The following is a 23,036-nucleotide window of genomic DNA, read 5'->3' as shown; positions in this document are numbered from 1 at the left end:
TAGTTTCGCACTCTTAACTTAAACAAAAAAACATGAAAAATTATCTATTAAAAATTTCAATTATCACATTAATTTCTATTTTCGTTTACTCTTGCAGTAAAGATAATTTAGACGAAATTAAAGAAGAGTCTAATACTTCTGTTGATGAAGGTCTTGTAATTTCAATTGAAAAGAAAATTCCAGTATTTAAAATTTCGTCTGTTGAAGAAGATATAAATAGTATTAATAAATCGTCCCAAAATTTTGCTGCTCAAAATAGTTATAATTTTATTTACAGATTTTATAAAGATGGGGATCACTTTTATACTGTTAATCAATCCGAAGGATTTAATGCTGGATATACCTATGAAGGTATTTTAGGAAAATCTCTTATTGCAAGTGGTTCACAAATCCAATTAACAAGATGGTATAATATTCATAGTGGCGATCGATATATGACCCAAAGTGTTTCTTCAACTCCCGCTATTTATACTAATATGAACGACCAATGGCATTGTTTAACCCCGACTAATCCAGTTTATCTCTGTGATTTACCCGCTTCACCAAATCGTATACCAGGAACAAATATCACATCTGACCCAGCAACACCTAATGGTGATTGGAGGTACGAGGGACTTTTAGGCAAATCAGGAGGTACAAAAGCTATTTATTCTTATTATAATTCAAGTGCAAATGACCACTATTTCACTAATAATTACAATGATTTAGGTAATGGTAATTATGGTTATATATACGAGGGCATAGTATTTTATTTATATAATTAACTCTAATATAATTAACACTTATGGTTCTAGAATCATAAGTGTTTTTTTTTTGAGGAAATTTTATTATAGTATTCTTCTATTAAAACTACAAAGAAAATTTCTTCTTTACCCCTATCTTTGCAGTCGCTAAAAAGAACAATTCCTGTGGCTACAAACAACTATAAAAACGCACTAAAAAATCCTGTATTCAAAACTGTTTCGGCAGCAGCTTCAGCTTTGGGTGTTGAATGTTATGTCATTGGTGGTTTTGTTCGCGATTTCTTACTAGAACGCGGCGATGCCAAGGATATAGACATTGTTGCTATTGGTAGCGGAATTGATCTTGCAAAGAAAGTTTCGGCACTACTTCCTGGAAAACCTAATGTTTCAGTATTTAAAAACTACGGAACTGCAATGCTTAAAAGTGGCGGTGTAGAATTAGAATTTGTAGGCGCTAGAAAGGAATCCTATTCTGAAGACAGTAGAAACCCTGTTGTTGAAAACGGCACATTACAAGATGACCAAAACCGAAGAGATTTCACTATCAACGCTTTAGCTATAAGTCTAAACGATGCTAATTATGGTGATCTACTTGATCCATTTAATGGTATTGAAGACCTTGATAGCAAGACTATAAAAACACCTCTTGGACCAGATATAACCTACAGTGACGATCCATTAAGGATGTTACGTGCTATTAGGTTTGCTACACAATTAAACTTTAAAATTGATGCAGCTTCCATAGACTCTATAACACGAAATGCTGATAGAATTAAAATTATCTCAAAGGAACGTGTTGTTGATGAGTTACATAAAATTCTTGCGGCGCCAGTTCCATCAGTAGGTTTTGCATTATTACACAAAACGGGTTTACTGCCTCTACTATTACCAGAACTTACAGCGCTACAAGGAGTTGATGAAAAAGAAGGACAAAAACATAAAGACAACTTTTGGCATACGCTAGAAGTAGTAGATAATATTGCCAAAACCACAGACAATCTCTGGTTACGTTGGGCTGCACTTTTACATGATATTGGAAAAGCTCCAACAAAAAGGTTTGACAAAAAAGTAGGTTGGACTTTTCACGCACATGAATTTGTAGGATCAAAAATGGTTTTCAAATTATTTAAAAGGTTGAAAATGCCTTTGAATGATAAAATGAAATTTGTTCAGAAAATGGTTTTCATGAGTTCCCGTCCAATAGTATTGGCTAGTGATGTTACAGACAGTGCTGTTAGAAGATTAATATTTGATGCAGGCGAATATGTAGAGGACTTAATGACGCTTTGCGAAGCAGATATTACGACGAAAAACCCTAAGAAATTTAAAAAATATCACAACAATTTTCAACTAGTTCGTGAAAAAATTGTAGAAGTAGAAGAACGCGATAGTGTTCGTAATTTCCAACCTCCAGTAAGTGGAGAAGAAATAATGAGCACCTTTGGTTTAAAACCGTCTCGTGAAATAGGACTTATAAAAGACGCTATCAAAGAAGCTATTTTAGAAGGAGAAATTGCTAATGAATATGAAGCCGCAAAGGCCTTTATGCTCTCTAAAGGAGAAGCCTTAGGATTGAAAGTTGCGAAATGAAACACATAACCTTAGAAACAGAACGATTGCTCATACGTCCATTTACTTTAGCCGATGTCGATGGTGTTTTTGAGTTCGCATCTAACAAATTTTGCCAGCAACATACAGGAAACGATGTTATTACTTCAAGAGATGCTGCGCAAGATTTAATTGAAAATGTTTGGTTAAAGGATTATGCTGAGTTTGGTTACGGCCGTTTTGCAGTAATCCACAAAACTGACAATAAAATAATAGGTTTCAACAGTATAAAATTTCTGAAAGATATTCAAGCTACAGATTTAGGCTATCGATTTTTGCCAGAATATTGGGGAAAAGGCATTGCAACAGAAGCTTCAAAATCCATTTTGAAATTTGCTTTTGAAGATAAAAAGTTAGCCGAAGTAATTGCAACAGTATATCCTGAAAATTCAGCTTCTACTGCTGTTTTAAAAAAACTAGGTTTTCAACATATAGAAACAAAAACTTACCCCGAAGAAACAACAACACTTGATTGGTATTCGCTTAAAACAACTAATTATGAAGGATAATAAAAAAGTAATATACTGGCTCTTAACTGGATGTGCACTTATTTTTATTATGGTAATTGTAGGTGGTATTACAAGACTTACACACTCCGGACTTTCAATTTCAAATTATAAATTGATCTCAGGAACTATTCCTCCACTTAACGATGTTGAATGGAATAACGCTTTTGATCTTTATAAACAATATCCTGAGTATCAAAAAATCAATAAAGGTATGTCCTTAGAGGATTTTAAAGATATTTATTTCTGGGAATGGATTCACCGTGTTATAGGTCGATTTATTGGTGTGGTGTTCTTCATTCCGTTTATGTATTTCTTACTCACAAAACAACTTACAAAAGCCACTATACGTAAAAGCATACTGCTTATGGTAATGGGTGGATTTCAAGGGTTTTTAGGTTGGTATATGGTAAGCAGCGGATTAGTAGATCGACCAGATGTTAGCCATTATCGACTAGCAATGCACCTTACCACAGCATTTTTAACGTTTGCATATACTTTTTGGGTAGCACTAGATTTATGGTTTCCTAATAGGAAAGAGGTTTCAATTTCATTCCGAAATTTGATTCGTGCAAGTGCAGCTGTTTTAATACTACAAATTATTTGGGGGGCATTTGTTGCCGGACTTGATGCAGGATGGGTGCACAACCACTGGCCATTAATGAGTGATGGACAATTTATTCACGATAGCGTTACCATTGAGCAAACACCAGTTTGGCGCAACTTTGTTGAAGGAAAAAGTGGTGTTCAATTTATACATCGCACATTAGCTTATATCGTTGTAGCCTTTATAGGACTAATTTGGTATAAATCTAAAAAACTTACAACAACAGTATTGCAAAAAAGAGGTGTTAACATTTTAGTTGCACTTGTTGGGATTCAATTTGTTTTAGGCGTATTAACACTACTATGGCAAGTACCTGTAATTTTAGGAGTTTTACACCAAGTTACAGCATTTGTACTTTTAGCGGCAATGACTTTTACATTGCATCGTTTCACAAAATAGTGTTTTAATTTAACCGAAATTTTCTTCCCTATTTATCCACAATGGAACATTTCCAAAGGTGAATAATTGTATCTTTGTCGTCCTTAAAAAAACAGGATATGATTTATCGATTTAGAGCTATTCTAAACACTAGTGAAGAAGTATATAGAGATATAGAGATTGAAGCAGATGCTACTTTTGAAGACTTTCATAATGTTGTAACACAGGCATTTGGATTTGACGGACAAGACATGGCTTCCTTTTACATCAGTAACGAAAAATGGGAACAACTTGAGGAAATAGTATTGTTTGATATGGGCGATGCTGAAGGACCTGTTCGCACAATGGGGTCTACCTTAATTAGCGATATCATTGATGCTGAAAACCGTAATTTAGTTTACATATATGATTTTCTAAATATGTGGACTTTTATAGTTGAATTAGCCGATATTGTAGCGCCAGACCCAGGGTTCTCATACCCACACTTAATGTACGCTCACGGTGAAGTACCTATGACGGCACAAGAACCTGAATTTGTTTCGGAAAGCTTAGATGGGGATGATCCATATGATGACGATTATGACGATGACGAATATATTCCTGGAACCAATGACTACGAAGACCTTGACTTTGATGAAAATTGGAATTAACTAAACTTTTAAATTCATAAAAGCTAGTTTCAATTATTAAAATTTCGGTTTACTAAATAATACTGCAAAACACCCAAATATGATTAATTTATTTAATACGCACATTGCTTCACTATCAATACATAGAGTGGGAAATAAAAGTAAAAATGAACCAATGTTACTTTCATCTGTGCCTTATAAAATGGATGATGAAATTACGCCTTTGATGAAGGAGTTTTTTTTAAAGCCTTTTAGAGATAAAGAAGAAAATTACTTTCAGTTTGTGCTTGATGCAGGGCTTGAGTTTCACGATATGTTCAATCACGCTTCAGCAATTTTTGACAATCCAGAAACCATTCACGAAGTAAGTAAAAAAATAACCAAACATTTATTTGATCAATCAACTCATCCCCATATTAAAAGTGGTGAGGTGTACATTGCTTATCTCGAAAACGTACAGTTAGACAATGTAAAAATGGATGCCATTGGTATTTTTAAAAGTGAATTAAAACAAGATTTTCTTCAATTTACAGAAGATGAAGATCAATTAAAAGCGCACTTAAAACAAGGAGTTAACCTTAATAAATTAGACAAAGGGTGTTTAATTTTCAATTCTAAAAAAGAAGAAGGTTACAAAATACTTTCAGTAGACAGTAATAGATACGATGCACGTTATTGGTTAGAAAGTTTTCTAGGAGTTGAAGCTTTTGAGGATGATAATTTCTACACTAAAAAGTATTTAAAATTTTGTCAAGATTTTGCAAAAGATGTAGTATTACCTGCGGAAGATAAAAAGGAAGAAGTGCTTTTTATGAACCGTGCTGTAAATCATTTTGCTAAAAATGACACTTTTAACGAAAGTGCTTTTATGAATGAAGTAATTGAAAATCCAGATTTAATTCCGGAATTTAATCACTATAAAACTGAGCAGTCTCCAAAGTATAAAATTGAAGATTTAACTACCTTTCCCATTGCAAATACAGCAGTAACAGCAGCGAGAAAGAAAATAAAAAATGTAATTAATCTTGATACTAATATTCAAATTAAATTAGATTTCATCAACCCAGAAAGCGCAGATAAGTTTGTAGAAAAAGGTTGGGATGAAGAAAAACAAATGTATTACTACCTAGTTTATTTCAATAAAGAAGAGAAAAACTAAGTGGTTACATTTTTAATAATATAAACCTGGATAATAACGGATTTCAAGTTTAAATGAATCTCAAACAGAAGCTCCCATTGGGAGCTTCTGTTATTTTTAAAACATTTTAGACAACTAACCGTAAATCATTAACTCTTTTCCTGTAACAAAAACTAGAGTATCTCGTCATACAATCACCAACCATTAAACCCAACCGCTTTTGGAAACAATCCTGAAAATTGAAAATCTTACTAAGAAATATGGTAAACTCATAGCCGTAAACGATGTTTCATTTAATATCGAAAAAGGGAATGTATATGGTATATTAGGACCTAACGGAAGTGGTAAATCCACGACTCTTGGTATTGTACTAAATGTTGTAAATAAAACATCAGGGGATTTCTCTTGGTTTGGTGGAAAACTATCAACGCACGAAGCGTTAAAGAAAGTAGGAGCAATTATTGAACATCCTAATTTCTACCCTTATATGACAGCCAAGCAAAATCTTGAGCTTGTATGTAAAATTAAAGGCGTTGCTAAAAATCAAGTTCAAAAATCACTAGAAATAGTTGATTTATTGGATAGACAAGATGATAAGTTTAAAGGTTTCTCTTTAGGAATGAAACAGCGACTAGCCATTGCCTCTGCCCTTTTAAACGAACCTGAAATACTAATCCTCGACGAACCTACCAACGGATTAGACCCACAGGGGATTCATCAAATTAGAGGAATCATAAAACGTATTGCCGCTAACGGAACTACTATTTTATTAGCTTCACATTTATTAGACGAAGTTGAAAAAGTATGTAGCCACGTTGTTGTATTACGCAAAGGAAAGAGTTTATACGTTGGTAAAGTGGACGAAATGAACGCTAGTTTTGGCTTTGTGACCATGCAATGCGATAATATGCCTCTTTTAAAAGAAGTACTTTCTTCCCATAAAGGTTTTGGCAAAATAACAGAAGAAGGAGAATATATAGTAGCTTATTTAAATGAAGAAATGGATGCGTCCTCATTAAACAAATTATTGTTTGAAAAAGGCATTTCCCTTTCACACTTAGTAAAAAGAAAAGAAAGTCTCGAAGAGCAATTTCTTGAACTTACAAAAAACACAACCTCAACTAAATAAGCCATAGTTATGATTAGATTACTTTCCATAGAATTAGATAAAATAAAACGTAACAAGGCTGCTAAAGTAATAGTGAGCGTGTACTTTTTGCTCATTATTGCAATAGCTCTTATTGCTTCAATCGAATTTAACTTTGCCAATGTCAATTTTAGAATTGCAGATCAAGGTATTTTCAATTTTCCTTTTATATGGCACTTTAACACTTATGTTGCAGGAATTTTAAAAATATTTTTAGCCATTGTTATTGTTTCCATGATGGCGAATGAATACAGCTACCGAACCTTAAAACAAAACTTAATTGATGGCTTAAGTAAAAAAGAATTTATTTTTTCAAAGTTTATAACAGTTGTTGGTTTTGCATTAGCCTCAACGCTTTTTGTATTTCTGGTATCGTTTGTTTTAGGGATGTTTTTCTCTGATCACACTGAAGCTATTGTCATCTTTAGAGATATGGAATACTTGTTTGCATATTTTATAAAACTCGTTGGCTTTTTCTCTTTCTGTTTATTTTTAGGAATCTTAGTAAAACGCTCAGCTTTTGCATTAGGTTTTCTAATTATCTGGCAAATAATAGAAGGGATTATTTACGCTGTAATGAAATGGCAGCTTTTTAAAGACACAGAGTTAGCCGATAAAATAATTAACTTTTTTCCGCTTGAAGCAATGGCAGATCTAATTGTAGAACCTGTTACACGCCTTGGAGGTGTTCGTACTATTGCTAACCAAGTTGGCGAAGAGTTTAGCAAATCGTATGCTGTAAACTGGTACACTGTTCTAATTGTTGCAGCTTGGTCAGCTATTTTTATTTATGGTTCCTACAAGATACTTAAGAAACGTGATTTATAATCACAAAATAAAAGAAGCTTTTCTTCGGAAATTTTAAGTATTTGAAACCTTGTGCACGAGTAATAAATTGTTAAAATTTCGGCATTGCTTAATACTAAGCAAATTGGCAAATTAATCCGTTTGAAAATTGTGTATATTTAGCAGAGTAATTGCTGCTATGAAAAAACTATTACTATTATTTCTTACTATATTCACGTTTTGTGGTATTCAAATGAATGCCCAAGATGTTGAAATATTTCAACAATTTAATGGGCGATATGACTATGTAGCTTTTGGAAATACTTTAAACATTGTAGAGAATACAAACCCTGGCGGACCAGATCCTCCTTGTAATATTCTCACTTCCAGCAGTGCTCCTTTTGCATTACAACCTGATCAAACTATTATTTCGGCAAGCTTATATTGGGCTGGTTCTGGAGCTGGTGATTTTCAAGTTCTCCTAAACGGAACTCCAATAACAGCAGAAAGAACTTTTGCAGATAGCCTATCTGAAGAGTTAGTCTATTTTGCCGCTTATGCAGATGTAACTGATCTCATTACAAACACAGGTAATGGAATGTACACCCTTTCAGATCTTGACCTAACTGATGTAATTGCAGCATATTGTGGTAACACAACAAACTTTGGTGGCTGGGCTATAAATGTAATTTATGAAGACGCCTCACTACCCTTAAATCAAGTAAGCGTATTTGATGGTTTAGAGAGCGTTTCAGCAGTAAATAACAACTTGAGTATACCTCTACAAAATGTAAATGTACTTGATGTAGATGGAGCTAAAATAGGTTTTCTTTCTTGGGAAGGTGATATGTCATTGAACAATAATGAAACCCTATTAGTCAACGGAAACCTTATAAGCAATCCACCTTTAAATCCATCGGATAATGCTTTTAATGGTACCAACAGCTTTACGGGAAGTGGTACACAATACAATATGGATATTGACTTCTATTCTATAGAAAACAACATAAGTCCTGGCGATACAAGCGTCCAAATCAACTTGACTTCGAGTCAGGATTTTGTGATGATCAATAATGTAATTACCGTATTAAATTCGCAATTGCCCGATGCAACAATTAGCCTTGACACGGTTGTAGCAGATGCTACTTGTGGAGCGCGTGATGTAAATGTTCAATACACCGTTTACAATGAAAACAGTACCGATTTTTTACCCGCAAATACCCCAATTTCTTTTTACGCTAATTCCACATATGTTGGGCAGAGTGAAACTATAAATGATATTCCTATTGGCGGTAACGAAGGTGGAACTACAACCCTAACAATTCCTGCTGCAATCACTTCTCCTTTTAGTATTACTGCTATTGTTGATGACATTGGAAATGGAACAGGCATAGTCCCAGAAATTAATGAAGATAATAACGAGGCTGAAGTTTTAGATTTAATATTGCTAGACTTCCCAAACTTAAATCCATTACTTGATCTTGATGAGTGCGATGCCGTGGGAATTGAATATTTCAACTTAAACGAAGCTTTAGTGAATATCGATGATGATCTAATTATAAGCTTACACTTAAATGAAGTTGATGCGAATGCTAATACAAACCCCATAGTAACTACTTTCAACTTTGTAAATACCGAAAACCCACAAGAAATTTTTGTTCGTGCAGACAATGGTGATTGCCAACTTGTAGATAGCTTTATGATTGAAGTTATTATTTGTCCATTGCCAGACGCTACGGTTAGTATTGATAATAATTTAAACGCGTGTAGGCGTAGAGATTTAACTATAGAATACACCGTTTATAATACTTTAGGAACAGCATCACTACCAGCTAATACTCCCATTGCTTTTTATATTTCAGGGCAATATATAGCACAAGCATTTACACAAGGAATCATTCCAATAGGCGGAAGCGAAACAGGAACAATTGAAATCGCACTTTCAGAAAATGTGGCAGATACTTTTACGCTTATAGTTATTGTAGATGACACAGGAACACAAACTGGAATTGTTGAGGAGCTTGATGAAACCAATAATCAATTTACTACAACCGTAGTATTTGAAGACATCCCTTCTATTGGATTATTACCCGATTTAAATGAATGTGACGAAGGATTTAACCGTGCAACATTTGATTTAACAGTACAAGACGATTTGATTTCTACAAACCCTTTCGATACCATTACTTATTATACAAGTGCAGTGAATGCTTTTGATGAATTTAACCCTATTTCAGATCCTGAAAATTTCATAAACACTATGGACCCACAAGCTATTTTTGTGCGTTTAGAGAATGAAATTTGCTTTACAACAACATCTTTTATATTAACTACCGAAAATTGCCCGCCTTTTATTCCCCAAGGATTTTCACCTAATGGTGATGGTATTAATGATGAATTTGAAATTAGCGGATTACTTAATGTATTTGAAAATTTTGAACTTCAGATTTTCAGTAGAGAAGGAAACTTAATTTACACTGGTGGAAATGATCTTGGTTTTTGGGATGGATTTCCTAACACAGGTTTATTGTATACAGATAAAATTGTCCCTGTTGGAACCTATTATTATGTATTAGTACTCAACGACTCAAACTTTAAAGAAGCCTTTACTGGCTTTGTCTATATCAATTATTAATATTTACATTTATTAATAACATTGATTTATTCTGCTCAATCCATTTAATCTTTTAGTTTTACAAAAAAACGCAAGATGAAAAAGCAACTCTTTTTATTGGTAATTTTATGTCTTTCAATTTCATTATTTGCTCAAGATAAAACAGACAAAAATGAATTTCCAAATGAAGATATACGATTACTAACATTCAATTTATTTACACCTCTTGCATTTGATACTCCTCGCTATCGTTTAGGATACACTCACGGAATTTCAGGACATCTTCGTGCAGGTATTGAAGTTGGTTATGGAAATGAAAATACTACTGTTGTAATTTTCGATGACGATTTTAGTGATCGTGATAATTACGCATTGTTTGAAGTACTACCGCAGATAACATACATATTTAACCCTACATATCCTGTTAACCATTATATAGCATTACAAGGTTTTTATTTAAATCAAGATGAGCAATTTTTCAACAACAGCTACTTTGATAGTGATTTGAGAGTTCAAATTCGTTATGATCAAGCTGACTATAACCGTAAAAAAGTAGGTGCTAATTTATTATACGGCGTTTATATTCCTTTCGGAAATGCGCCAATTGGGATTGATATTTCAGGTGGTTTAGGAATTCGTTCTAGAAAAAATACGTATTCAAATATTGTAAACCCTAGGGCAGATAACTTTTTTGACGACGATGATTTTTTCGAGAATTACAGAGAAGATAGTGGCACAAGAGTAGGAATAAACTTCTCTCTTGGATTTAAATTGACTTATAATCTCAATAATTAAATATCTAAACTTCCTTTACCTTCTCTAATTAACAGTGGTTCGCCTGTTGTTAAATCAATTACAGTACTGGCAATGTTTCCACCATATCCACCATCAATTACAACATCAACTAATTTTTCCCATTTTTCGAAAATTAGTTCTGGATCTGTAGTGTATTCAATAACCTCATCATCATCTTTGATAGATGTGGATACTATTGGATTTCCTAATTCACGAACAAGCGCTTGTACTATAGAGTTATCTGGCACTCTAATACCAACTTCTTTTTTCTTTTTAAATACGCTAGGCAAATTGTTATTTCCTGGTAAGATAAAAGTATAAGGTCCTGGAAGGGCTCGTTTTAAAATTTTAAATGTTCCTGTATCAATTTGCTTCACATAGTCAGAAAGGTTACTTAAATCTTCACAAACAAATGAGAAATTAGCTTTAGCAAGTTTAACACCTTTTAGTTGAGCAACACGCTCTAAGGCACGGTTATTAGTAATATCACAACCCAAAGCATAAACGGTATCACTTGGATAAATGATAAGTCCGCCTTTTTTTAAAACATCCACCACCTTTTTAATATCCTTAGGATTAGGATTGTCCTCGTAAATTTTAATTAATTGTGCCATTGTAATGTATTGAGCATTTGATGTTGAAAAATAACTAAACCGAATTTAATAATCAGTACGCCTAACAAATAATAATTTAAAGATACTCTTTCTTTTAATTTCTACTTACTTCACTTTCTAACTTTAGAACATTATTACCATCTTCCACTTCTATATAAAGTGCTTTGTTTCCTTCTTCTCCATTACGAGTAACCTCAGTGCCATCAATCTTTCTAGTTACCTTTTTTGTAAAAGTACTTTTCACCTTCCCTGAAGCGGTTCCGTTAGCCCATTTCCAACTTACTACTGTTCCTTCTTTTATCATAATTTCTATCTCTTTTAACTAAAGTTACAAACTTTTAAAATTTCAGAAATACTAAATAACACATCCTTAACATAAATCAGTATTTTTAACGTTAAATAAAAAAACACTTATGAAAAAGATTCTTTTTTTGTTTGCTCTTGTACTAAGTACTACGGTAACATTCACTTCTTGCGATACAGATGATAATGTAGTTGTCCAACATACGGATGATGTAATGGATGATGACGATATGACAATTGATCCATTAACCGCAGACGTTCAACTAAATGTGCCTTATGGAGACGACCCACAACAGGTCTATGATTTGTACTTACCTGCTGGCCGTTCGGCTGACAAGACTAAAGTTATTGTTATTGTGCACGGAGGTGGGTGGATTGAAGGTGATAAAGCAGATGTGACTGATATTATTAATCTATTACAAATTAACAACCCAAATCACGCTATTGTAAATATCAATTATAGGTTAGCAACCCTTAACACCCCAGCTTTCCCTAATCAGTTTCTGGACCTTCAATCTGTAATAAACCAAGTTATTTCACAAAAAGACACCTATCAAATTTTACCAGAATTTGGTTTAATTGGGTTAAGTGCTGGTGCTCATATTTCGTTACAATATGATAGCGTATATGACTTAGATGACGATGTTAAGTTTGTTTGTAATATTGTAGGCCCTTGTGATTTTACAGATCCTTTTTACCAAGAAAACCCTAATTTTGACTTATACTTAGCAACTCTTACAGATGAAAGTGCTTATCCTCCAGGGACTGATCTTGCAGTAGCCTTGAGTCCTGCATTACAAGTGAGTATTAAAACGAGCCCTACAATGTTATTCTACGGAAATATGGATGACCTTGTACCTTTAACTAACGGAAACACGCTTAACACAAAACTTGAAACGAGTGGAATTGATCATCAGTATACTATTTACGATGGTGGTCACGGAGATTGGAACCAAGTTCAGTTTGCAGATTTAGAACAAAAAGTGTCCATCTATATTGACACCTACTTAACTATTGCTGAGTAATAACTACAAAAATTAATGGCTATACTTTTTGGTATATTACTTTTTCTAAGTTTTCTAGCGGCCATAATATTTGGCACAAATTATATAACTATAAGAAGCATTTTAGAGCAAAAAGGGATAGCAATTTCGTGGTTTTTTAATTGGATTTTTGATGATTTAGCAAAGTTTAAAAAACTTATAATTTCCGAAGAATCAGCTGAAAAGAAAGCTGAATATCTATATTATTACAATTGGTGTGCATATGCATTTCTTGCTACAGTTATATGTGTTATTAATGCAATAGTTATTTTTAATGTTTTACTGGAATGATAGAAGATATCGCATTATTTTTTGGAGAGCTATTCTTTTGGCGCGAAGATTATTCATTTTCTAAACGTAAAAAAGCAAGACGCGCTTTAGAGAAAGAGCAAAACCTTCCTAAAAAGTTAATGATTTCTCCCATTGTAATAGTAATAGGGGTTTTATTATTGATTGTAGTAGTACTAAAACTAGTAAGCAGTAGCTACTTCAATCCAAATAAAGGAATTAGTAAAACTTCCGAAAAGATTACTAAAATAGAATTATTGCTTGAAAAACGAAAAAGTACTCTGGGCGAATACCCAATTGAATTAAAAGCCATAACCAAAAATAATCCCCTAAAAAAGCGAAGTATTCTCGATTATTGGAATAATAAATTCCATTACAAAGTAATTGACAAAGACTCTAGTTACATCTTAATTTCTAAGGGCAAAGACGGCATCTTAAATACTGAAGACGACATACTCAGCACTAAATTTAAACATTGAAAAAAACTTACATTGCAATTACTCAATAACACTGAGCTTAGCAAAACGTAATAGCAACTTTTTCAAGCCACCATTATCAAAATCAATTTCGGCTTTTGTGTCTGCTCCTATTCCTTCAATTTTTGTAATTCTACCTTTTCCAAAACGCTGATGTTCTACCATAGTCCCTACATGCAAGTTTGCATCTGCAGCACTAAAATTTTTCTCCGTAGCGCTTGCAACTGGTCGTATTTTTCGAAGTTTTCTTAATTGTTCTTCGGTTGGGCCTGTTGGCGGTTTTCCTGCGGTTGGTTTCTTTAAACGCAATTTACTATGATCTACTTCACCAAAAATATCAGCGTCTAATAATGGCTTAAAACGGTGTTGTGTAATGGGTGTCAAATATTCTTTATACGAATCTTCAATTTCATCAATAAACCTACTTGGTTCTGCATCAATTAATTTTCCCCATCTATAACGAGATTGCGTGTATGTTAAATAAGCTTGTTTCTCAGCTCTTGTTAATGCTACATAAAATAAACGGCGTTCTTCCTCCAGTTCTGCCCTAGTATTCATTGACATTCCACTAGGGAACAACTCTTCTTCCATTCCCACAATATATACATATGGAAACTCAAGTCCTTTAGCTAAGTGCACCGTCATTAAGGCAACACGATCATCATCGCCATTATCGTTATCTAAATCTGTTGCTAGTGCTACATCTTCTAAAAACTCATTTAATGAACCTGTAGAATCTGCAATTTCTTTTTGTTCTTCAACAAAATCGCGCATCCCATTTAGCAACTCTTCAATATTCTCTATTCTAGCAATACCCTCTGGAGTTCCATCTTTTTTAAGCTCTGTAAATAAACCCGTTTTTTTAGTAACGTGTTCTGCCATCATAAAAGCATCTTGGCTTTTATTAAGCACTTGGAAACTTTGTATCATTACCACAAAGTCCTGCAATTTCTGCTGAGTACCTTTATTAATGTTCAGCCCTATTTTTTCAATATGCTGCATTACTTCAAACATTGACTTATCGTAATGGTTTGCAGCCACCGTTAAACGTTCAATAGTTGTTTGTCCAATACCACGTGCAGGATAATTAATTACTCGTTTTAAAGCCTCTTCATCTTTTGGGTTTAATATTAAGCGTAAATACGAAATAACATCTTTAATTTCCTTTCGTTGATAGAAACTAAGTCCACCATAAATACGGTATGGAATATCTCTTTTACGCAAGGCATCCTCCATTGCACGCGATTGTGCGTTGGTACGATATAGAATAGCAAAATCGCCATTATCTAGTTGCTCGTTCATTTTAGTTTCAAAAATGTTACTTGCAACAAAACGCCCTTCGTCACCATCAGTCATGGTGCGATTGATTTTTATTTTATTTCCTTCGTCATTTGCCGTCCAAACAACTTTATCAAGTCGGGTTTTATTTTTTTCAATAATACTATTCGCTGCATTTACAATGTTTTTAGTTGAGCGATAGTTTTGCTCAAGCCTAAACATTTTCACATCGTCATAGTCTTTCTGAAAGTTTAAAATGTTATTAATATTAGCACCACGAAATGCATAAATACTTTGCGCATCATCCCCTACCACACAAATATTTTGAAACTTGTCGCTTAGTGCGCGAACAATTAAATACTGGCTATGGTTGGTATCTTGGTACTCATCTACTAATATATATCTAAATCGGTTTTGGTATTTAGCAAGTACTTCGGGGAAGCGTGTTAACAGCTCATTGGTTTTCAACAGTAAATCATCAAAGTCCATTGCTCCTGCTTTAAAACACTTATCGCAGTAACTTTTATAAATCTCTCCCAAACGTGGCATTTTAGCCATAGCATCTGCCTCCATTAATTCTGGATTACTGAAATATGCCTTAACCGTAACCAAGCTATTTTTGTACGATGAAATTCTAGAATACACCTGTTTGTATTTGTAAACATCCTTATCAAGATTCATTTCCTTGATTACCGCACGAATTACACTTTGGGAATCTTGTGTGTCGTAGATGGTAAAATTAGATGGGTAGCCTAATTTATCAGCTTCAAAACGTAGAATTTTAGCGAAAATACTATGGAATGTCCCCATCCATAAATTTTTTGCTTCGCTTGATCCTACAATTTCCGAAATACGCTTTTTCATCTCTCGGGCTGCTTTGTTTGTAAATGTTAAGGCGAGAATGTTAAATGGATCCACCCCTTTAGACATTAAAAAAGCAATGCGATAGGTTAATACTCGGGTTTTACCAGAGCCCGCTCCTGCTATCACGATCATTGCACCATCCTTTTGGATTGTAGGCGCTAACTGGGCTTCATTAAGTTGGCTTAAATATTCTTGCACGTCTTTTTACTGAAATTATAAACAGCGATTATCTCTCTTCGGAAATATGCTTTGGTGAGTAAATTTTGGACTGTGAATTTACGCAATTTAACAAGATTCAAATGTGTGATATTTCCGAAGTTATAAACAGTTCGATATCCAAATTGAAAATGAAGTTGAAAAGGTAAAAATAATCTTACGTTGAATTGAAAATTAATGAAAACCGGATAATATTTCGCGTTTCTATAGATTTCAATATCTTTAGCAAACGTTCCATAATTAATATTTCCGAAGATGAAAAACTGCTTATTACTACTACTGGTCACAGCCTTTGTTTACACATCGCAAGCTCAAATGGATGCCTCCATATTAAAGGACATTGAAAATGTTGAAAACAAAGTTATCGATTGGCGTCACGATTTTCATCAAAACCCTGAACTTTCAAACCGCGAATTTAACACTGCTAAAAAAATTGCTGCACACCTAAAAAAATTAGGAATGGAAGTACAAACAGGCGTTGCTAAAACGGGTGTTGTAGGATTATTAAAAGGAAACAACCCAGGGAAAGTAGTTGCTTTAAGAGCTGATATTGACGCTTTACCTGTAACCGAAAGGAACAGTTTGCCTTTTAAAAGTAATGTAACTGATACGTTTTTAGGCACTGAAACTGGCGTAATGCACGCTTGTGGTCACGATACACACATTGCCATTTTAATGGGTGTTGCTGAAGTAATGAGCAAGCATAAAGACAAAATTAACGGTACTATTAAATTTATATTTCAGCCTGCAGAAGAAGGTCCGCCACCAGGAGAAGAAGGTGGTGCAAGCTTAATGGTAAAAGAAGGTGTTCTTGAAAACCCTAAAGTTGATGCTATTTACGGACTACACATAAACAGTGGTACTCCCGTGGGAACAATCACGTTAAAACCAGAAGGAATTATGGCTGCCGTTGAGCGATTTGTTGTAACTGTCGATGGAAAACAAACGCACGGCTCAGCACCATGGAGTGGTGTTGATCCTATTTATATTTCGGCAAAAATTATTGATGGATTTCAATCTATTATTTCTAGAGAATCTAATTTAGTAACTGCACCTGCTGTAATTACCGTGGGGAAAATTACAAGTGGTGTTCGTTTTAATATTATTCCTGAAACTGCTGAGTTAATAGGAACGGTTAGAACATTAAACCCAGATATGCGTACACATATTATGAAACGTATGAATGAGATGGCTGCAGGAATCGCAGAAGCTCACGGAGGGAAAGCAACTATTGAATGGCAAAACAACACGGTAGTAACCTACAATGACCCTGCATTGACAACTAAAGCAATTAGCACGTTAAAAAGGGTTGCCGGAGATGACAAAGTACTTGATATGAAAGCCGTTACTGGTGGGGAAGATTTTAGTTACTTTCAAGAAAAAGTACCTGGAGTATATTTCTTTTTAGGTGGAATGACACCAGGAAATACCGAATCGTTTCCGCACCACACACCCGATTTTAAAATTGACGATGCGGGAATGCTACTAGGTGTAAAAGCATTGAGCCAACTTGCAATTGATTATTTAAATAACTAGTAGCTTTTAGAAACATACAACAATAATTTGGCTTTTATATTCCCGATATAGTTGGTCTTCGGTTTTGGATAATTACTTTTACTTTTTGATATTATAGATTTATACTTTTTATGGAGAACATTTTAACTTTTTTAGGTAACATCGCTTGGTGGGGCTGGCTTATTGTAGTGCTTGCTATTATATTTATCTACGACATATTTCAGAAAAAACATACTATTTTACACAACTACCCAATTGTGGGACATATTAGATATATGCTTGAAAGTATAGGTCCAGAAATACGCCAATACTTAGTTGCAAACAATAGAGAGGAGCTACCATTTAACCGTATAGAACGTGGATGGATTTATGCTTCATCTAAAAATGAAAACAACTATGAAGGTTTCGGTACTGACAGAGATATTTATGACTCTAATTACATTTTTGTAAAAAATGCTATGATGCCTTATAGAGTGGACAAAAAACACCCTAATCATAAAGACCCTTACTTTCTTGCTTGTGCAAAAGTGATGGGAGAAGGGCGCAGAAAACGTCCATTTAGACCAGCTTCGGTTATTAATGTTTCGGCTATGAGTTTTGGATCATTATCTGCTCGTGCTGTTGCATCATTAAACATAGGGTGTAAATTATCGCACGCTTATCACAATACTGGTGAAGGTGGATTATCACCTTATCACAAGCAAGGTGGTGATGTTGTATTTCATTTTGGTACTGGTTATTTTGGTGTACGCGATAACGATGGAAATTTCTCTATGGAAATGATGAAGGAACTTACTAAAAATAATCCTCAAGTACGTGCTGTAGAAGTTAAATTAAGTCAAGGTGCTAAGCCTGGAAAAGGAGGCGTACTTCCTGGTTCTAAAATTACTCCTGAAATTGCTGAAATTAGAAATGTACCTATTGGAAAAGATGTACTCTCTCCTCCTACCCACTCAGCCTTTTCTGGAGTTGATGGATTGATAGATTTTGTTGAAGATATTGCGGAAAATACTGGTCTACCTGTTGGGATTAAAGCAGCAATAGGAAAACTAGAAGATTGGGAAGCACTTGCTTCTAAAATGGCCGCTACAGGAAAGGGTCCCGATTTTATTACCGTTGATGGTGGTGAAGGTGGAACTGGTGCAGCACCACCTAGTTTTGCAGATCACGTTGCATTACCTTGGATTTATGGATTTTCAGCTATTTACCAAATTTTTAAAAAGTATAATTTAACAGAGCGTGTTGTTTTTATAGGTAGTGGGAAATTAGGGTTTCCTGCGAGGGCTGTTATGGCTTTTTCAATGGGAGTAGATTGTATTAATGTTGCACGTGAGGCAATGATGTCTATAGGATGTATACAAGCTAAATTATGCCATACAAATGCATGCCCAAGTGGTGTTGCTACACAAAGTAAATGGAAACAACGTGGTATTGATGTTGATGCCAAATCTATAAGAACCCACTATTATTTTAAAAATTTTAGAAAAGAGCTTTTAGAAATGACACACGCTGCAGGGTATGAACACCCTTCGCAGTTTACAATGGACGATGTTGAAATGGCAACTAGCGATAAAGAAATGATTAATGATTTATCTTCTATTTTTAAATATAACAAGAAACCTGTTTTATTTAATGGCATTAGTAGTTTACAAAACTGTGAACACTTAGGAGGTGGCTACAGTATTAAAACAGAAAAGAAAGTCGTAAAAGAAGCTTTGAAAGAAGATAACGTAAGGTATTAATCTATTTTAGTTACGGGATATGCATGACATATTCCCTTTGTTATCCTGTTTATAATACGGGATAACCATGACAAAGTTAATTATATAACGAGTTGTACTGCATTAAAAAACAAACTTTATGAGTAAAAAATATCCGAAAGGTTCTGAATGGAGAAAATGGGATTTACACGTTCATACACCTTCCTCAATTTACCATAGATATGGTGCAGATACTGAAGAAACTTGGGAAAAATATATTGACGATTTAGAAAAATTACCTTCTGATTTTTCAGTATTAGGAATCAATGATTATTTCTTCATTGATGGCTATGAGAGGCTTGTTAACGAAAAGACTACTAACGGTAAACTTAAAAACATTGACCTTTTATTACCTGTTGTTGAATTTAGAATTGAAAAATTTGCAGGAATCGATTTCGGACAATTAAAGAGAATCAATTTACACGTTATTTTTTCTAATGAATTACCTTTAGAAACTATCAAAAGTCAATTCTTACAAACTCTTGAACAAAGTTATTTTTTAGAAAATGGAGAACAATGGACAAGAGCAATAACAAAAGAAAGCGTTCAAGAACTTGGTGCAAAAATAAAGAGTAGTGTTCCCCCAGAGCAATTACACAAATATGGTACTGATTTAACTGAAGGATTCAATAATTTAAATGTAAAAGAGGATAAGATTTTCGAAGCGTTACAAAAAGATTGTTTCAAAGGAAAATACCTAATTGCTATTGGAAAAACAGAATGGGGTGATTTAAAGTGGACTGATGCGTCTATTGCGACTAAAAAATCAATAATTAACAAAGCGGACATTGTTTTTACAGCTTCTGAGTCCATTGAAGCTTATCATAAAGCCAAATCACAACTAACAGCTCAACAAGTAAATGATATACTTTTGGATTGTAGTGATTCGCATTATTTATCCACAGAAACTGACAAGGATAGAATTGGTAACTGTTTTACTTGGATTAAAGCAGACCCTACTTTTGAAGGATTAGTTCAAATATTATATGAACCAAATGAGAGAATAAAAATCTCTGATAGCAATCCGAATTTAGAATTTGATAAACCTTACATCTCAAATATCACAATTAATGATGATGTAAACGTATTTCAAGATGAAGAAGATTTAAGTTTTTCAAAAAATGAAAGCATACCTTTAAATCAGAACCTCGTTGCAATTATCGGAGGACGTGGAGAAGGAAAAAGTATGCTTACAGATTATTTAGCCAGTAGTTTTATAGGCCAAGAACATTCTAAAGAGGGTGATTTCAATAAAAATGGTGTTGTTAATTTATCATATCATAAGTCGAATCAAAGTGAGGAGGATATTATAAATTTTGACTTGACCGAGGATAAAAAAGCTGTTGATTTCATTTACATCAATCAAGGTCGTCTAAAAAACTTAGTTGAAAAGAAAGACAAGCAATTCCAACTTGCAAATTCAATCAGACGATTAGCCAAACTAAAGCAACCAGAATTTAATACAGAGTTAGACAAGAAAATTCGTGAATCGATTAATGAGTATCACGAACTGGAGAGGTTCTTCGAACAAAAGGATGAGGATAATAATTTAATAAACTCAATAGAATATTTAGAAATTCAAGAAAAATCAATTAACGATTTCATTAGCAATATCACTACTAGTGAAAATAAAGATAAACTTGAAAAATATTCAGAGAACTTAAGGCTTAGAAACAACTTAAACTCTAAGCTGAAGGAATTATTGGAGTTAGAAAACGAACTTAAAAATGCTATTGAAGAACTCAATTTAAAAATCATCAAAACAAATGGAGATTTAAAAAGAATATCAATTATTGAATTGAATTCTTTACAAAAACAATTTGACGAAATCAACAATTGGAAAGGTGAACTCGAAAAAGAAATAGCATCTATATCTGTAACTATATCTGTTGTTAAAGAGGAATTCAAGGATTACAAAGGTGACCTAACAACGCTTTTAAATGACATTGATAAATTTCAAAAAAGCTTATCTGAAATTCGTGAAAACATTGCTGTCTCAAAAACTAGAAAAGAAAGACTTGAAAGTTTGAAAATATCAATTTTCGAAACGACAGACGATTCTATTTCATTAATAGACAAGATGAAGCTTGACTATGACAACCAAGTCGTTGAGCTTATTAAAAGTTGGGACGAATTTAAGGATGTAGATTCAAAAGACACCTTAAATCCCTCTCAAAAATCTATAATGAAAAATCTTTTAACTGACCTTGAAATTGAGGTTAAAGTAGATTTTGATGTTTCAAAATTTTATGATGAAATATATCATTGCATAGATGGAGCAAAATGGAGAATTAAAGGAAATAAAGAAGCTCAAAAAAACTCCTTTGAAATTCGAGACTTAGATACGTTTTTTGAATTTCTTAGAAACAGATATCTTGAATTTTATCATTATGATGGTATTCATAGTAAAACTTTTAAAAACAAACTCTTTGACGAACTAGAAAGGAAAAAGTATTTAAAAGTATTTCCGATACTGAAGTACAAAGGCAAGGATTTAAACAAAATTTCTGTTGGACAAAAAGGAACTGTTTATTTAAAGATGATGCTCGCAACAGAAGCTTTTTCTAAACCAATAATTTTTGACCAACCAGAAGATGATTTAGATAATGAGTTTATTATGCAAAATCTGATTGGGCTTTTCAAGGAATTAAAGCAATACAGACAAGTGATTATTGTTACACATAATGCAAACTTGGTTGTAAACGCAGATGCAGAACAAGTAATTGTCGCTTCAAATCTTGATGGAAAACTTAATTACACTAGCGGAAGTCTTGAGGATAATGAAATAAATTCTAAAATCTGTCAAATCCTTGAAGGTGGTGAAATTGCATTTGAAAAAAGAAGAAATAAATATCAAAAAATAGGATAAATAACGCAGTACAACAATGTATATAAAAAATAGGCGAAACAGTAGTAAATTCGAGGGTTGTGGCTCGTATCAAACTTTGTGCTTAACCGAAAGTTTAGTGCTTCAAAATCGCCTACTTTTCATATACTAACCGTTACCTACCATATTGACAAAAATTGAGATAGATATGAAAAGTAAATAACATAGAAAAATAAATAAAAAGTTTGTTATTGGACTAAACTCTGATAAAGATTTACAAACTCTAATCAATTAACTAACGCTGAATTTATATCTAATAAGCAAAAAAATAATTTTATGAAATCAAAAGGAGTAGCTTACTTATTATGGTTTTTTCTTGGGATATTTTCTGCCCATAGATTTTACCTTGGAAAAGTTGGAAGTGGAATTCTGTATTTATTAACAGGACAATTATTCGGAATCGGATGGATAATTGACCTATTTATTCTTGGAGGAATGGTTGATAAATACAATTTAATGAACGGATTTATCGGACCGAACAGAGGAAATGTAAATCAAAATCAAAATGTTGTCGTAAATGTTACTGCTCCAACGCAGCCAACACCTGCTCCTGTTCAAGCGGAAAATAAGACAGCCGAATAAAAATACGGTAGGTAACACCGTATAAAAATAATGCGGTAGTTAGTGCTTAATCAAAGGTTAGTGCAGTTTTGTTACGTCTGATTTTCCTTCAGAAAATCCTCGCATACAAAACCGCACTATTCTTATACAATCCCGTTGCCATCAAGCTTTTAAAAAAAAAATGCGAATAATAAAAAACATACATTTTCTAATTTTAATATTTGTTCTTTCGAGCTGTTCAGCGCAAGGAAATTTAAAAGATTATTATTTTCCAATTAGC

The 23,036-nt window shown here is 33.6% G+C and carries 20 protein-coding genes; 17 read left to right on the top strand and 3 right to left on the bottom strand.

What is annotated here, in order from left to right:
• Positions 1-32 precede the first annotated feature (32 nt).
• From GBH57_RS05065 to GBH57_RS05020, 10 genes are all read left to right on the top strand, one after another.
• Entirely contained in the window at positions 33-764 is a 732-nt protein-coding gene (locus tag GBH57_RS05065) for a hypothetical protein (protein ID WP_151672994.1), read from the top strand.
• Positions 765-881: 117 nt separating this feature from the next.
• Complete coding sequence (locus tag GBH57_RS05060) at positions 882-2,333, top strand: CCA tRNA nucleotidyltransferase (protein ID WP_235904648.1); 1,452 nt, start codon at positions 882-884, stop codon at positions 2,331-2,333.
• Positions 2,330-2,860 (top strand): GNAT family N-acetyltransferase, encoded by a 531-nt coding sequence (locus GBH57_RS05055; protein ID WP_151672993.1) that lies wholly within the window; start codon positions 2,330-2,332, stop codon positions 2,858-2,860. The genes GBH57_RS05060 and GBH57_RS05055 overlap by 4 nt, the downstream gene beginning before the upstream one ends.
• Positions 2,847-3,863 carry a COX15/CtaA family protein gene (locus tag GBH57_RS05050; RefSeq protein ID WP_151673433.1) on the top strand — a complete coding sequence of 339 codons (1,017 nt, stop codon included), beginning with the start codon at positions 2,847-2,849 and terminating at the stop codon, positions 3,861-3,863. Before GBH57_RS05055 ends, GBH57_RS05050 begins: the two co-directional genes overlap by 14 nt.
• Positions 3,864-3,961: 98 nt before the next feature.
• A complete protein-coding gene (locus tag GBH57_RS05045; RefSeq protein WP_151672992.1) occupies positions 3,962-4,492 on the top strand; it encodes an IS1096 element passenger TnpR family protein in 531 nt (176 codons plus the stop codon).
• Between the two features lie 79 nt (positions 4,493-4,571).
• Positions 4,572-5,630, top strand: coding sequence for a nucleoid-associated protein (locus GBH57_RS05040; RefSeq protein WP_151672991.1), 1,059 nt, complete (start codon positions 4,572-4,574; stop codon positions 5,628-5,630).
• A 199-nt stretch (positions 5,631-5,829) separates the two neighbouring features.
• The gene (locus tag GBH57_RS05035; RefSeq protein WP_151672990.1) at positions 5,830-6,738 is read left to right on the top strand and encodes an ABC transporter ATP-binding protein; all 909 of its coding nucleotides are present in this window, start codon (positions 5,830-5,832) and stop codon (positions 6,736-6,738) included.
• A 9-nt stretch (positions 6,739-6,747) separates the two neighbouring features.
• On the top strand, positions 6,748-7,584 hold the full coding sequence (locus tag GBH57_RS05030) for an ABC transporter permease (RefSeq protein WP_151672989.1): 837 nt from the start codon (positions 6,748-6,750) through the stop codon (positions 7,582-7,584).
• Positions 7,585-7,741: 157 nt separating this feature from the next.
• Positions 7,742-10,177: an FIDD domain-containing protein gene (locus GBH57_RS05025; RefSeq protein WP_151672988.1), complete on the top strand. Its 2,436-nt coding sequence runs from the start codon at positions 7,742-7,744 to the stop codon at positions 10,175-10,177.
• Positions 10,178-10,252: 75 nt separating this feature from the next.
• The gene (locus GBH57_RS05020) at positions 10,253-10,951 is read left to right on the top strand and encodes a hypothetical protein (RefSeq protein WP_151672987.1); all 699 of its coding nucleotides are present in this window, start codon (positions 10,253-10,255) and stop codon (positions 10,949-10,951) included.
• Here the strand turns inward: GBH57_RS05020 and GBH57_RS05015 are convergent.
• Both GBH57_RS05015 and GBH57_RS05010 read right to left on the bottom strand, forming a co-directional pair.
• Positions 10,948-11,565, bottom strand: a complete 618-nt coding sequence (locus tag GBH57_RS05015; RefSeq protein WP_151672986.1) for an L-threonylcarbamoyladenylate synthase — start codon at positions 11,563-11,565, stop codon at positions 10,948-10,950. The two genes, GBH57_RS05020 and GBH57_RS05015, sit on opposite strands and share 4 nt — an antisense overlap.
• A 94-nt stretch (positions 11,566-11,659) precedes the next feature.
• Positions 11,660-11,869 (bottom strand): hypervirulence associated TUDOR domain-containing protein, encoded by a 210-nt coding sequence (locus GBH57_RS05010; protein WP_151672985.1) that lies wholly within the window; start codon positions 11,867-11,869, stop codon positions 11,660-11,662.
• A 109-nt stretch (positions 11,870-11,978) separates the two neighbouring features.
• Here GBH57_RS05010 and GBH57_RS05005 point away from each other — a divergent pair, with 109 nt between their 5' ends.
• From GBH57_RS05005 to GBH57_RS04995, 3 genes are read left to right on the top strand one after another with little or no spacing between them, the layout of a single operon-like run.
• Entirely contained in the window at positions 11,979-12,893 is a 915-nt protein-coding gene (locus tag GBH57_RS05005; RefSeq protein ID WP_151672984.1) for an alpha/beta hydrolase, read from the top strand.
• A gap of 15 nt (positions 12,894-12,908) precedes the next feature.
• Complete coding sequence (locus GBH57_RS05000; RefSeq protein ID WP_151672983.1) at positions 12,909-13,202, top strand: hypothetical protein; 294 nt, start codon at positions 12,909-12,911, stop codon at positions 13,200-13,202.
• Complete coding sequence (locus GBH57_RS04995) at positions 13,199-13,678, top strand: hypothetical protein (RefSeq protein ID WP_151672982.1); 480 nt, start codon at positions 13,199-13,201, stop codon at positions 13,676-13,678. The genes GBH57_RS05000 and GBH57_RS04995 overlap by 4 nt, the downstream gene beginning before the upstream one ends.
• A gap of 18 nt (positions 13,679-13,696) precedes the next feature.
• Here the strand turns inward: GBH57_RS04995 and GBH57_RS04990 are convergent, their stop codons facing one another.
• Entirely contained in the window at positions 13,697-16,015 is a 2,319-nt protein-coding gene (locus GBH57_RS04990; protein ID WP_151672981.1) for an ATP-dependent helicase, read from the bottom strand.
• Positions 16,016-16,288: 273 nt separating this feature from the next.
• Between GBH57_RS04990 and GBH57_RS04985 the strand changes: the two genes are divergently transcribed.
• From GBH57_RS04985 to GBH57_RS04970, 4 genes are all read left to right on the top strand, one after another.
• Positions 16,289-17,569, top strand: coding sequence for an amidohydrolase (locus GBH57_RS04985; RefSeq protein WP_151672980.1), 1,281 nt, complete (start codon positions 16,289-16,291; stop codon positions 17,567-17,569).
• A 110-nt stretch (positions 17,570-17,679) separates the two neighbouring features.
• Positions 17,680-19,290 carry an FMN-binding glutamate synthase family protein gene (locus GBH57_RS04980; protein ID WP_151672979.1) on the top strand — a complete coding sequence of 537 codons (1,611 nt, stop codon included), beginning with the start codon at positions 17,680-17,682 and terminating at the stop codon, positions 19,288-19,290.
• Between the two features lie 118 nt (positions 19,291-19,408).
• A complete protein-coding gene (locus GBH57_RS04975) occupies positions 19,409-22,177 on the top strand; it encodes a TrlF family AAA-like ATPase (RefSeq protein ID WP_151672978.1) in 2,769 nt (922 codons plus the stop codon).
• 294 nt (positions 22,178-22,471) lie between these two features.
• Complete coding sequence (locus GBH57_RS04970) at positions 22,472-22,777, top strand: TM2 domain-containing protein (protein WP_151672977.1); 306 nt, start codon at positions 22,472-22,474, stop codon at positions 22,775-22,777.
• Positions 22,778-23,036: the final 259 nt, after the last annotated feature.

The organism is Patiriisocius marinus (assembly GCF_008974325.1).
GTDB classification, from domain to species: domain Bacteria; phylum Bacteroidota; class Bacteroidia; order Flavobacteriales; family Flavobacteriaceae; genus Patiriisocius; species Patiriisocius marinus.
This window is presented reverse-complemented; position numbering and strand designations above follow the sequence as displayed.